Annotated in this window: 11 protein-coding genes; 10 read left to right on the top strand and 1 reads right to left on the bottom strand. The window is 32.4% G+C overall.

Annotation, left to right across the window (positions count from 1 at the left end; all coding sequences use genetic code 11):
- Window positions 1–30: 30 nt before the first annotated feature.
- The 3 genes from ACXIHB_RS06290 (at window position 31) to ACXIHB_RS06280 (ending at window position 4,173) form a co-directional block, all read left to right on the top strand.
- Window positions 31–1,377 carry a CsgG/HfaB family protein gene (locus tag ACXIHB_RS06290; protein WP_173359855.1) on the top strand — a complete coding sequence of 449 codons (1,347 nt, stop codon included), beginning with the start codon at window positions 31–33 and terminating at the stop codon, window positions 1,375–1,377.
- A gap of 11 nt (window positions 1,378–1,388) precedes the next feature.
- On the top strand, window positions 1,389–2,888 hold the full coding sequence (locus ACXIHB_RS06285; protein ID WP_173359854.1) for a carboxypeptidase regulatory-like domain-containing protein: 1,500 nt from the start codon (window positions 1,389–1,391) through the stop codon (window positions 2,886–2,888).
- 106 nt (window positions 2,889–2,994) lie between these two features.
- The gene (locus tag ACXIHB_RS06280) at window positions 2,995–4,173 is read left to right on the top strand and encodes an AIR synthase related protein (RefSeq protein WP_159489962.1); all 1,179 of its coding nucleotides are present in this window, start codon (window positions 2,995–2,997) and stop codon (window positions 4,171–4,173) included.
- A 47-nt stretch (window positions 4,174–4,220) separates the two neighbouring features.
- Here the strand turns inward: ACXIHB_RS06280 and ACXIHB_RS06275 are convergent, their stop codons facing one another.
- Window positions 4,221–4,652 (bottom strand): hypothetical protein, encoded by a 432-nt coding sequence (locus ACXIHB_RS06275; RefSeq protein ID WP_173359853.1) that lies wholly within the window; start codon window positions 4,650–4,652, stop codon window positions 4,221–4,223.
- A gap of 78 nt (window positions 4,653–4,730) precedes the next feature.
- Between ACXIHB_RS06275 and prfA the strand changes: the two genes are divergently transcribed.
- The 7 genes from prfA (at window position 4,731) to ACXIHB_RS06240 (ending at window position 14,215) form a co-directional block, all read left to right on the top strand.
- Entirely contained in the window at window positions 4,731–5,807 is a 1,077-nt protein-coding gene (prfA, locus tag ACXIHB_RS06270) for a peptide chain release factor 1 (protein WP_047788405.1), read from the top strand.
- A 317-nt stretch (window positions 5,808–6,124) separates the two neighbouring features.
- Window positions 6,125–6,313 (top strand): 30S ribosomal protein S21, encoded by a 189-nt coding sequence (gene rpsU / locus ACXIHB_RS06265; RefSeq protein WP_047788404.1) that lies wholly within the window; start codon window positions 6,125–6,127, stop codon window positions 6,311–6,313.
- A 203-nt stretch (window positions 6,314–6,516) separates the two neighbouring features.
- Complete coding sequence (locus ACXIHB_RS06260) at window positions 6,517–7,704, top strand: efflux RND transporter periplasmic adaptor subunit (RefSeq protein WP_173359852.1); 1,188 nt, start codon at window positions 6,517–6,519, stop codon at window positions 7,702–7,704.
- Window positions 7,705–7,825: 121 nt separating this feature from the next.
- Window positions 7,826–10,966, top strand: coding sequence for an efflux RND transporter permease subunit (locus ACXIHB_RS06255; protein WP_281979709.1), 3,141 nt, complete (start codon window positions 7,826–7,828; stop codon window positions 10,964–10,966).
- Window positions 10,967–10,968: 2 nt separating this feature from the next.
- Window positions 10,969–12,447, top strand: a complete 1,479-nt coding sequence (locus tag ACXIHB_RS06250; protein WP_462099195.1) for an efflux transporter outer membrane subunit — start codon at window positions 10,969–10,971, stop codon at window positions 12,445–12,447.
- A 75-nt stretch (window positions 12,448–12,522) separates the two neighbouring features.
- The gene (locus ACXIHB_RS06245; protein ID WP_073181540.1) at window positions 12,523–13,416 is read left to right on the top strand and encodes a helix-turn-helix domain-containing protein; all 894 of its coding nucleotides are present in this window, start codon (window positions 12,523–12,525) and stop codon (window positions 13,414–13,416) included.
- Window positions 13,417–13,540: 124 nt separating this feature from the next.
- Complete coding sequence (locus ACXIHB_RS06240; protein WP_159489968.1) at window positions 13,541–14,215, top strand: SDR family NAD(P)-dependent oxidoreductase; 675 nt, start codon at window positions 13,541–13,543, stop codon at window positions 14,213–14,215.
- Window positions 14,216–14,304 lie beyond the last annotated feature (89 nt).

Genomic DNA, 14,304 nt, shown 5'->3' with positions numbered 1-14,304 from the left:
AACAAAACGACTAACCATAACTTAAATTTTATGAGAAAATTATTATTCAAATTACTATTCTCTTTAAGTTTTATCTTGTTTTCTAGTTGTGGAGCATACCTAAATCAGCCATTCCAAACAACGAATGCTAGAATAGGGGAAAACACCTCTTTACAAAACGATTTAATTAAGAATATTCTACCTGTCGAAAAAGTAATCGTAGGAGTTTATAAATTTAGAGATCAAACAGGACAATACAAGCCGACTGAAAACGGTTCTACATTTAGTACCGCGGTAACGCAAGGAGGTACATCAATTCTATTAAAATCACTAGAAGAGTCAAAATGGTTTACTCCAATAGAAAGAGAAAATATCGCTAATTTATTAAATGAACGACAAATAATAAGGTCAACAAGGCAAGAATATCAAGGAGTTAATTCTACAAAAATGCCACCATTACTTTTTGCTGGAATTATTTTAGAAGGAGGCGTGGTTTCTTATGATTCTAATATTATTACAGGAGGTTCAGGAGTTCGATATTTTGGAGCAGGAGCATCTAATCAATATAGACAAGATAGAATAACCGTTTATTTAAGAGCCGTATCTACATCAAATGGACAAATTTTAAAAAATATTTACGTATCAAAAACAATACTCTCTCAAGGAATTTCAGCAAACTTGTATAGATATGTTTCTTTAAGAAGATTGTTAGAAGTAGAAACAGGAGTAACCAAAAATGAGCCTATGCAATTAGCTGTAAAAGAAGCGATAGATAAAGCAGTCGAACAGTTGATTATAGAAGGTGTTGTAGATGGTTTATGGACTCCTCAAGGAGGTGATAAGGTTGTTAACCTCTTTAAAGAAGAGTATTTAAAAGAAAAAAATGAAGCAGACAATACATTACTTTTTAATAGAAAGCAGGAAACAAGAAGAGCAAAAAATTCAATGAGTGTAATGGGAGGAGCTTCAATAATTTCAGGAGATTATTCAAAACCCGTAGCAAGATTTGGTTTTGACCTAAAATACAGATATTTTTTTAAGAACCCTCGATTTAGTTTTGGAGGAAGCATAGGAAGGTTTGAGTTAGAAAACGAACAATCTTTTAAAAATACTTTTTTAACATCTAGTATTTTTCTAGAATACAATATGATGCCTTACGATAGGTTAACACCGTATGCATACATAGGTGTAGGTTCAGTTTTAGAGAAAAATCTAGACCATCCTATGTTTAAATTTCAATATGGTTTAGGGTTAGAGTATTTAGTAACAAATAAAATAGGATTAACTCTTTATGGAGAAAATTATCTTTTAGGTTCAGACAACTTAGATAAGCTAGTTAGAGGAAAGAGAAATGATTTTATTTGGAGAGTAGGAGCAGGTATAAATGTTTATTTTTAAGAAAAGAAATAATGAAAAAAATAATAAAAATAACAATACTCTTAATTTGTGTAACCTTATTTAATTGTAGTGAAGATACTGTAGATTATGTAGAGTTCGGAACAATTAAAGGTCGTGTAGTTAAAAAGAAAAGTTTTGAACCTATTACAAATGCAAAAATTGCATTATCACCTACCAATAACACAAGTTTTACCGATGAAGATGGTTACTTCTTAATGGAAGATGTACCAGCACAAGAATATTCGGTAAGTGCCACTAAAGAGGGGTATTTAACAGGTTTTCAACCTGTAGGTTTAGATGCAGGGACAGAAATTAATATAGTATTTGAATTAGATATAGAAACAGCATTAAATGACCCACCAACAGCACCAGAGCTTAGAGCTCCAGCTAATGGCATAGAAGATTTAAATAATACAGTAGAATTAAGTTTTAAATCAATTGATCCTGATGAAGATGAAATAATATACAGGATAGAAATTAAAAACGACTTAAATAATGATGTTATATCTTTTGAAAATGTAAAAGACACTTTATACACAGTTTCCGATTTAAAATTCGGAGTAAAATATTTTTGGCAAATAGGAGCATCAGATGGTATTAATGCCGAAGTATTAAGTACAGTGAGTACATTTAAAATTACATCAACACCCAATAACAGATATTTTTATACACGACAAGAGGGAGGAAATAATGTAATATACTCTGGAGATTTTATCAATGAAGCCTCTGTAAATGAATTACTGTTAACATTACCAACAACAAACTCTTGGAGACCAAGAAAAAACTCAGCGGCAAATTTGGTAGCCTTCTTACGAACAGATAATAACGAAACTCATATTTATACAATGAAAACAGATGGTTCAGATGTTAAAAAAGTTACATCTAATGTTCCTGTAGTTGCATTTGACTTAAACGAAGTTGATTTCTCCTGGTCTTCAAACGGAGATCGAATTATATATCCGCATTACGATAAATTATACTTGATAAATAAAGATGGAAGTGGTTTACAGCAAATTTATCAAACAACAGACGGTAGTTACATTACTGAATGTGACTGGAATAATGATGAATCTAAAATAGCACTGAAAACCAATAACACAAGTGGCTATAATGCACAAATCTATACGATTGATATGGCAGGAAATATAATTGATACTGTTTTAACAGGAATGCAAGGAGCTGCGGGGGGAATTAATTTTACAATAGATGGAAGCTCACTGTTGTATACCAGAGATGTTTCTGGATATGAATCAAGTAATTATAGGCAACTAAACAGTCATCTATTTTTATATGAATTTGCTACGGCAGAAGTTACTGATTTATCAGAAGGAAAAGCAGATGGAACAAATGATTTAGACCCACGTTTATCACCTAATGAGGCTGAAGTTATCTTTGTGAATACATCCAATGATGGTATTTCTACAAAAACAATTTATAAAGTACCTTTTAGTGAAGGATCTACAACTAGAACAGCATTGTTTGAAAATGCGACAATGCCAGATTGGGAATAAAAGAAAACAAACTATTACTTAGAGAGCGAACGTATAAAAAACGTTCGCTTTTTTCTTGATAAAAGCGTAATAAAACCTAAATTTGCAGGTAACAACAACACAACAAATGAGTAACGAAGTATCTAAACGCTACGCACAACGCGGAGTATCGGCATCTAAAGAAGATGTACACAATGCTATAAAAAATATTGATAAAGGATTATTTCCAAAAGCTTTCTGTAAAATAGTTCCAGATTATTTAACAAATGATGATGATTACTGTTTAATAATGCATGCAGATGGAGCAGGAACAAAATCGTCTTTAGCATACATGTACTGGAAAGAAACAGGAGATATTTCGGTATGGAAAGGCATTGCTCAAGATGCTTTAATCATGAATATTGATGATTTATTGTGTGTGGGTGCTACCGATAACATTATGTTATCTTCTACTATTGGACGTAACAAAAATAATATTCCAGGAGAAGTTTTATCGGCAATTATTAATGGAACAGAAGAGTTAATTAATGAGTTGAAAGAATTCGGAGTTACGATTCATTCAACAGGAGGTGAAACTGCTGATGTTGGTGATTTAGTACGTACTATTATTGTAGATTCTACGGTAACCGCTCGTATGAAGCGTACCGATGTAATTGATAATGCAAATATTAAAGCAGGAGATGTAATTGTTGGTTTAGAGTCATTCGGACAAGCAACGTATGAAAAAGAATACAACGGAGGTATGGGAAGTAACGGATTAACTTCTGCACGTCACGATGTGTTCCATAATTATTTAGCAGAAAAATATCCAGAAAGTTTTGATGCTTCAGTACCGTCAGATTTAGTGTATTCAGGAAATACAAAATTAACAGATGAAGTAGAAAATTCTCCGATTGACGCTGGTAAACTAGTGTTATCGCCAACAAGAACCTATGCGCCAATTATCAAGGAAATTTTATCGAAATTTTCTTCGGAAGAAGTACACGGAATGATTCACTGTTCAGGAGGAGCTCAAACAAAAATTTTACATTTTGTAGATAATTTACACATCGTAAAAGATAATATGTTTCCAATTCCACCATTGTTTAAATTGATACAAGAGCAATCAAAAACAGATTGGAAAGAAATGTATCAAGTGTTTAACTGTGGACACAGAATGGAGTTATATGTATCTCCAGAAATAGCAGAAGAGATTATTACTATTTCAAAAACGTTTAACGTAAATGCACAGATTGTTGGTAGAGTTGAAACTTCTGATAAAAAGAAATTAACAATCAAAAGTCAATATGGAACTTTTGAATATTAATACTGTAAAATAAAAGTATAATCCTCAGATTTCTCTGAGGATTTTTTTTATTTCATTTTTTCAAATACAAAATCAATTGAAAACTCATCGTTACTAACGTTAGCTTTTAGTAGATTGTTTTCTTTCCAGTATTGTATTGTTTTAGGGAATTCGTTTAGTTTGTTTTCCGCAGTAAAAGAAGTATCAGTTTGTTGTGTAAAAGCAAATAATGTCGAGGTTTCATTCACGCCTGTAACCTGTAAAAACAAAGAATCATTTTTAGTAATGATGTGTAAGACTTCTTTAAATACAGTATCGTTTTTTTGTAAGGAAAAACCAATTCCAGAAAAATCATTTTCCCAAAACTCGTAAGTTCTTTTACCAGCTTTGTTATAAATACGTTTCCATTTACCAAACAGCCAAGTAGGTTTTTTAATTTTCTTTTCTTGTAGACAAGAAAAAAGTAGTGTACAAGTAAAAAATAAGATTAAAATTCGCATAACAAAAGCCTTAATGAATTAAAGATATGAATAAAATTCGATAAAAAATCGTAAATTCGCACCCCAAGAAAAGATACTATGCTAGATAAATTACAGATAGTTAAGCAACGTTATGATGAGGTATCAGATTTAATCATCCAACCAGATGTTATCTCTGATCAAAAACGTTATGTACAATTAAATAAAGAATATAAAGACTTAGGAAAGGTTGTAAAAAAGGCAAACGAGTACGAAACTTTATTAAATAATATAGAAGAAGCTAAGGAGATTATTGCTGACGGATCGGATGCAGAAATGGTAGAAATGGCTAAAATGGAAATGGATGAAGCAAAAACTCGTATTCCAGAATTGGAAGAGGAGATTAAGTTTTTATTAATTCCAAAAGACCCAGAAGATGCTAAAAACGCGGTAGTAGAATTACGTGCAGGTACGGGTGGAGATGAAGCAAGTATTTTTGCTGGTGATTTATTTAGAATGTACACCAAGTACTGTGAAAGCAAGGGATGGAAGGTATCTACGGTAGATTTTTCTGAAGGAACCAATGGTGGATTTAAAGAAATTCAGTTTGAAGTTTCTGGTGAAGATGTATACGGAACTTTAAAGTTTGAAGCTGGTGTACATCGTGTACAACGTGTACCGCAAACCGAAACCCAAGGACGTGTACATACATCGGCAGCAACATGTATGGTGTTTCCAGAGGCAGAAGAGTTTGATGTAGAAATCAACCCAAAAGATGTGCGTATTGATTATTTCTGTTCGTCAGGACCAGGAGGTCAATCGGTAAACACTACCTATTCAGCAGTACGTTTAACGCATATTCCTACAGGGTTAGTGGCGCAATGTCAGGATCAAAAATCACAGCATAAAAACAAAGAAAAAGCATTTAAGGTATTACGTTCTCGTTTATACGATTTAGAGTTAGCTAAAAAGCAAGAGGAAGACGCTGCAAAACGTGGATCGATGGTAACCTCAGGAGATCGTTCCGCGAAAATTAGAACGTATAACTATCCGCAAGGACGTGTAACTGATCACAGAATAGGGTTAACCTTATACGATTTATCAAATATTGTAAATGGAGATATTCAAAAAATTATAGACGAGTTAATGCTTGCGGAAAATACTTCTAAACTAAAAGAATTAGGAGAAACTATTTAGTAAAAAGCGTTACCATATTGGTAACGCTTTTTTTTATAGAAAAGAATTAGAACTATGAATACTTGTAGAGCCAATAAAGAAACCCTACCTTTGTCATAATATTAATGTTCTATCCTTTTTTTAGGAGAAAATCTACAAGTCTCTACACTATTTTTCTGTTATACATCAGTTTTTTAGTCTTCAGTTTCTTTATAAATTTATTTTCAATAGAATTTTTAATCAAAAAAATAATATCATATAAAAATCATAGAACTTATTATGAAGTGCTGTGAAGTTACTTTCATGTTGTAAGATTTAATAATTAAAAACCATATCATATGTTAAGAATAGTAGTAAAAGAAGGCGAAAATATTGATAGAGCTTTGAAACGTTATAAACGAAAATTTAGAGACGTAAAAGTTTTACAAGAATTAAGAGAAAGAAAGCAATATGTAAAACCATCAGTAACAAGAAGAGCTCAAATTCAAAAAGCAGCTTATAAAGAGCAATTATTTAACGAAGAATAATTTTGATACAACACAAAATATAAAACGCAATCCGAAGGGGTTGCGTTTTTTTGTAGAATAGCTTTTAACATTTAATAGTTTTTTTTTTATTAGCTAAATAAGCAAAAGATTAAATTTTGGTCATTCCTGCAAAAATTTTGGTTAAAAAAGACATTAACATCTAAATTAATTTTGCCCTTCAAATAATAAATGATTAATTTAAGATGAAAAAAAAGAATACTTCCCAAAAAAATAAAGTATTAACTTACACAATTATAGGCTTATTTATAGTTATAGTTTCTAGTTATGCATTTAGTTCTTCAGAAGTAAAAAAAACAGAATTAGTTTCTCAAAAGTTACCTGTAAAAGTTACAACACCTATATACAAAACTATTACGGAATGGGATGAGTATACAGGACGTTTCGAAGCAAGTAATAAAGTAGAAGTTCGTGCACGTGTAAGTGGTTTTTTAGAGCGTGTAAATTTTAAAGCTGGACAAATTGTAAAAAAGGGACAGACGCTCTTTATTATTGATGACAGACCTTTTAAAATAGCCTTAAATAAAGCTAATGCCAATTTAGCTCAAGCCAAAGCAAATTTAGAAATTGCACAAGACAATTTTGAGCGTGTCGAAGATTTAAAGGAAACAGGTGCAGTATCTATTGAAGAATTCAATCGTAGAAAACAAGCTCTAGAGTATGCTAAAGCTAGTATTCAGGTGTCGGAAACACACGTGGCTGATGCTAAATTAAATTTAGAGTTTACACGTGTTAAAGCTCCAATTTCAGGTTTAGTGAGTAGAGATCGTGTGAACGAAGGAAACCTTATAGATGGAGGTTCTTCAAACTCTACATTATTAACCACTATTGTAGCTACAAACCCTATTCACTTTTATTTTACAAGCAGCGAGTCTGATTACTTGCGTTATGTACGATTGGCAAATAATGGAGAAAGAAAAGCGGTTCGCACAGACGGACTTCCGGTACATATTAAACTTCAAGATGAAGATGAGTTTTTACATGAAGCAAAAATAGACTTCGTAGATAATCAAATTGATAATAGTACAGGTACAATAGAAAACAGAGCCATTTTACCAAATAAAGACTTACTGTTAGAGCCAGGAATGTTTGGTAAAGCTAGAATAAGTGAAAGCACAGCACATAAAGCGATTATGATACCAGAGGATATTATTGGTACCAACCAGTCACTACGATATGTTTATGTTTTAGGAGAAAACAATATTGTAACCAGTAAAAACATCATTTTAGGACCATTACATTCTAACGGATTTCGTATTGTTAGAGAAGGATTATTAGAAACAGATAAGTTGATAATTAATAGTATTCAAAAAATTAGGCCAGGTACAGTAGTTACCCCCGTTGAAACTAATTTAGAAATCCCAAAAAGCTAACTGTAAATCAATAACAAGTTAGTAGTAAAACCATATTAAAAAATAAACTCATTTATAGTTTCATGTCTTTAAATAAGGATATGAAAATCTTAGAGTTATGTTCAAATTTTAACAAAATACAATGAAATTTAGTCACATATTTATCAAAAGACCAATATTTGCTGCAGTACTAAGTGTACTCATACTTATTGTTGGTGGTTTATCCTATTTTTCATTACCCGTTTCACAGTTTCCAGATGTAGCCCCACCAACGGTAGAAGTAGTTGCTATGTACCCTGGTGCGAGTGCCAAGACACTGTCAGAAACTGTAGCAGCGCCTTTAGAAAAAGAAATTAATGGTGTTGAAGGTATGATTTATATGACCTCCCAATCATCAGCTGATGGTAGAGTAACAGTACAAATTGCCTTTGAACTGGGTACAGATTTAGATCGCGCCCAAGTACAAGTACAAAACCGAGTTGCTATCGCAGAACCACGTTTACCAGAATCGGTAAGACGTTTAGGAATCACTACAAAGAAAATATCACCAGATATTTTACTGTTGGTTAACTTAATTTCACCTAATGAGACCTATGACCAGATTTATATGGGTAATTACGCTACGTTACAGCTTAAAGATGAGTTGGCACGATTAAAAGGTATTGGTGATATCCAAATTTTTGGAGCGGCAGAATACGCCATGCGTATTTGGTTAGACCCAGATAAAATTGCTAATTTAGATATGACAGCTGGTGAAGTAGTTGCAGCCTTACGTGCTCAAAACGTACAAATAGCTAGTGGTACATTAAACACCTTACCATCAGGCACGCAATCAGCATTCGAGGTAAATATTCAGACGCAAGGAAAACTAATTACACCTGAAGAATTTGAAAATGTGATCGTTAAATCAGCAGAAGATAACAGAATAGTAAAACTTAAAGATGTTGGTCGTGTTGAATTAGGTGCACAAAATTACGCTACAAAAGGCTATTTAGGCAAGAAGCCAGCAATTGCTATGCCTATTTTTCAACAACCAGGAGGTAATGCGTTAGAAACCGCTAGAAGTATTAAAGAAACTATGGAAAGGTTATCCAAAAGCTTTCCAGAAGATTTGGAGTACAAGATAGAATATAACCCCACCGAATTTATTCAAAAATCGGTAGATCAAGTATACAGTACAATTTTAGAAGCCGTAATCCTTGTGATTTTAGTAATTTTATTATTCCTACAATCATGGCGTGCAGCTATTATTCCAATTTTAGCAATTCCGGTATCATTGGTAGGTACATTTGCTATTATGCAAGGTATTGGTTTTTCTCTTAACAACTTAACCTTATTTGGGTTGGTGTTAGCCATTGGTATTGTGGTAGATGATGCAATTGTAGTAGTAGAAAATATGGAACGTTATCTCGAAGAAGGCTATTCACCAAAAGAAGCAGCTTTTAAAACTATGGACGAAGTTGGAGGTGCTTTAATAGCAATTGGATTGGTGTTAATAGCTGTTTTTATTCCTACTGCTTTTTTAGACGGATTTTCAGGTCAGTTTTATAAACAATTTGGAGTAACCATTGCTGTGGCAACAGCTATTTCGGTATTTGTATCGTTAACTTTAAGTCCAGCTATGGCAGCTTTATTAATGCGACACGAAGATAAAATTAAAAAGAAAAATACACCATTGGTATTAAAGCCGTTTGTGTTTTTGGGGAATACCTTCAATCGTTTTATGGATACGATTTCTGAAAAGTATGGTAGTAGTGTTCAAAAATTAATACGTACAAGTACTATGGTTATGCTAATTTATGGTGGATTAATAGCTTTAACAGGATTTGAGTTCAGTCGTGTTTCGCAAGGGTTTGTACCAGCAATGGATCAGCAGTACTTTGTAACGGTAGTACAGTTACCCCCTGGTTCTTCAATAAGTAGAACTGATGAGGTGGTAAAAAACATTTTAGATTTAACCTTAGATACTGATGGTGTAAAAACAGCTGTATCTTTTACAGGATTTGATGCACCTTCATTTACCAATTCATCAAATGCAGCAGCTATTTTTATAACATTAGAAGATTTTGATGAAAGAACAAAAAAAGGAATTGATTACCACAATTTATTAAATACATTGCGTGGTAAAGTAGCTGTTGTAGACGATGCGGTTGTATTTATTATTCCACCTCCATCGGTTGCAGGAATAGGTAATGCTGGTGGATTTAGAATGATGCTGCAAGATCGTGCTAACTTGGGTACAGCAGCGTTAATAGAAGCTACAAATAATTTAGCATTGGCTGCCAATCAAGACTCTGTTTTAAGTAATGTGTTTACTTTTTTTAACGACAAAACACCTCAGTTGTATTTAGATATCGATAGAAACAAAGCGCAACAATTAGGAGTTAATATTAATGAAATATTTCAATCATTGGAAATCTATATGGGGTCTGCATTTGTAAACGATTTTAATTATTTAGGTAGAACCTTTCAAGTAACAGCACAGGCAGATTCACCAAACCGTTTAACACCAGACGATATTACTCGTATTAAAGTACGTAACAATAAAGGAGAAATGGTGCCATTAGGAACCATAGCTACACAGAAAGATATTTCTGGTCCAGCTAGAATACCACGTTTTAACTTGTATCCTTCAGCATCTTTAAATGGAGATGTCGCTGCAGGATTCAGTTCAGGTCAGGCATTAGAGCGTATGGAACAATTAGCAAAAGAAATTTTGCCACAGGGAATTTCATATCAATGGACAGAAATGGCCTACCAAGAAAAACAAACGGGTAACACAGCAGGTATCGCTTTTTTATTAGCTGTGGTGTTTGTATTCTTATTATTAGCTGCTCAATTTGAAAGTTTAGTTTTACCATTAGTGGTTATTTTTATTGTGCCTATGGTATTACTGTCGGCAATTGTTGGTATTGATTTAGCAGGATTAGACAACAATATTATGGTACAAATTGGTTTAATTGTATTAGTTGGTTTAGCAAGTAAAAACGCGATTCTTATTGTTGAGTTTGCAAAACAATTAGAAGACCAGGGAACAGATTTAAAAACAGCCGTTATACAAGCATCAAAATTGCGCTTACGTCCTATTTTAATGACAGCAATGGCTTTTATTCTTGGAGTAGTACCATTAGCAATTTCAACCGGTGCTGGTGCAGAATTACGTGTATCTTTAGGTATCGCAGTATTTAGTGGAATGCTAGGAGTTACCATCTTCGGTATTTTTTTAACACCTGTATTTTATTATTTAGGTAGAAAATGGACAACTCCAAAAAAAACAGTATAATAATGAAAAAAATAAACTATATAAATCTTGTCGTACTAACTATAATACTAACATCTTGTGGTATTACAAAGCGCGATTTTAATGTGCAGTCTGGTGTGAATGTATCTAACTATTTTTTAAAAGATAATGTAAAGGAGGGTATTTTTGTAAGTAAAGAAACTGCTCAAAAATGGTGGACAGAATTTAATGACCCTATTTTAGATACATTAATTAATAAAGTTATGCAGCATAATTTAGATATTAATGTTGCTGTAGCTAATTTTGAAGCATCTCGTGCCTTTTTAAAAAACACAAAATTAGACCGTTTTCCAACGGTAACGTTAAACGGTAATTATACCAGAACACGATTAGGAGAAAATGTTTTTGTACCCGGTGCAAACCCAACGTACAATAACTTTAATGGTAGTTTTGATGCATTTTGGGAAGCCGATGTTTTTGGTCGTGTGTCTAACCGTATTAAAGGCGCTTATGCTAACAGTCAATTAGCTTTAGCAGATATGCAAAGCGTATACATTAGCATGTTTGCAGAAACTGCTAGAAACTATATGGAGTTACGAGGTACACAACACATGTTAGGTATTGCTGAACGTAATTTAAAAGGTCAACAAAATACTTACGATTTAACAGTAAAATTATTAGAAGCTGGTACAAGTAGTAATTTAGATGTTTCAAGAGCATTGGCACAATTAGAAAATACCAGAGCTACAATTCATCCTTTAAAAGCACGTATTGAAGCCTTAAAAAACAGTTTAAATGTGTTAATTGGCGAAATACCAGGAGAGATAGATGATACCTTATTAACAGAACAGCCATTACCAAGCTTACCTGAATCGGTTGCATTAGATGATAATATTAACGAGTTGTTACGTCGCAGACCAGATGTTAGAAGTGCCGAAGCAACCTTGCAAATCCAGATTGCAAAATACAATATCTCGGTAGCTGATTTATATCCTAAAGTACAATTTGGTGGTTCTATTGGGTTTTCGGCAGTAGATTTTTCTAACTTTGCACAAAAAGAGTCTTTTACATGGAGTATTTTACCTAGTATATCTTGGGAAGCCTTTAATTTAGGTCGTGTAAAACAACGAATTAAAGAAAATGATGCATTAACGCTTGCAGCTTTAAATAAGTACGAAAAAACAGTTTTAAAAGCTCTAGAAGAAACCAAAACTGCATTAACAAATTATGTTAACGAGTTACAGCGACGAGAAAATTTACGCGCGTCATCAGCAGCCAGTGCTAAAGCAGCTACCATAGCTAAACAACGTTACGAGGCAGGTTTAGATAATTTTATAGATTATTTAAGTGCTGAAAATACCATGTTGGTTTCAGAAAATTCATTAGCAACAAGCGAAATTGCAGCAACTACATATTTAATTGCTATATATAAAACTTTAGGTGGTGGATGGGATATTATAACAGAAGAAGATATAGGTTTGAAAATGATGCAATTAAAGCAAAAAGAAACTACAATAAATTAAGTAATGAAATGCAAAACGGAACGACCGATATAGGGTCGTTTCGTTACCAAAAAAGTATTTAATCAACAGAACAATATGTCTAAAACACAAGTTCCTGTTTTTAAAAATAGTAATGATTTATATAAAGCTATTGGTTTTCCTCATAGAAGTCATATACCTAATTTTGATGTTCACGCAATTGATGAGTTAGAGCCTGCTTCTAGTCGATGCATGCCTCCATATAGACAAGATTTTTTTCAAATAGCTTTGTTAACCTATGTTGGTAACAGCCGATTAAACATTAATACAGATTGGTTAGACTTAGGAAATCACCCTTTGTGGTTTACAGTTCCAGGGCAAGTGGTGTCTTGGATTAGAGATGAAGATATTGCAGGGTATAACATAATGTTTAAAAAGGAGTTTTTAATAAATGGAATACCTAAGTTAACAGATGATTTTCCGTTTTTAAAAATGACTGAAAATCAAGTGTTGATGATGACAGAAGATGAAATGAATTCTTTGCTGTTTGATGTAAAACGTATGGTTTCAGTATTTGAAAACCCACACCCTTATCAAGAAAAAATGTTGGAAGGTATGTTGGTGTCGATACTCTACTATTGTAAGGCTATTTATGAACGACATAAATCTACTCAAAACAATTTATCTAGAGAGCAAATTATTACACAGAAGTTTGAAAATTTGGTAGAAAAAATGTATGTTGATACTAAAAATGTAAGCGATTATGCTAGAGCATTAAATATTACACCAAGTTATCTAACCACTATGATAAAAAAACAAACAGGCAAAAGCGCTAAAGATATTATACAAAACCGTTTATTGTTAGAAAGCAAGAGTTTACTGAAGTTTTCAGATTTAGATATTGCAGAGATTGGCTATCGTTTAAATTTTCAAGAGCCAACGCATTTTACCAGATTTTTTAAAAAATTAAGCGGTACTACACCAAACCGTTTTAGACAAGAGGGCATGTAAATTATTATTTAACCACTTACCAAAAGTTTAAAAATAGAGCTTTTAATTTTAAATGCCTTAGTAAAGAAAGTGGTTATTTTTTAAGTTAATTTATATTTAAATTTGATTATTAAAATTAGAATGTATGAATGTAAAAAGAACAGCAGTAGTTACAGATTCTGGCAATGGGTTAGGAAGAACTTTTGCCAATACTTTACTTAAAAATGAGTACAACGTTATTCTAGCTGCAACCCAAGATAGTTTTGATAACCTGTCTATAGAGACAGATGATTTGCATAAATACAAATTAGTTAGAACAGATTTTACATCTGACGAAAGTGTTTTTGAGTTAAAAAACACAATTATTAATACATTTGGTCATTTAGATTTATTGTTTAACAATGTTGAAAAAGCTAATGGTTTTGGTCAGAAAATAGAACAAATTAATATTGAAGAGGTAAAATCTCTTTATGAGATGAATGTTTTTGCTGTAATGCGTACTGTAAAAATATTAAAGTCTTTGTTTGAGAAAAGTGAAGACCCTAGAATTATTAATGTTACAAGCGCTATGGGAGACCTTAATAAAATGTCGGATGAGTCATTTTGTTATTCTAATTATTGTATGACTGCTTATGCTAGTTCCAAAGCAGCTTTAAATATGTATACACATTTACAGAGTAAAGAATTTAGTCCTTCAAGAATAAGTGTAAAAGGTTTTGACCCAATTGCTCTAAAAAATTGTACTCATAATTCAGTGGTAATATGTAATGATGTTATGGATGAATTACTAGAGCTTATTAGTTATAAAAAAAAGAGTTAAATAAAATTTATACTTTTTAAGTAAGTATAAAATATAAAAGCCTTCGTTTCTTGAAACGAAGGCTTTTATATTCTAAGTTAAATATGATA

The sequence above is a fragment of the Tenacibaculum sp. IMCC1 genome (assembly GCF_054906355.1).
This window is presented reverse-complemented; position numbering and strand designations above follow the sequence as displayed.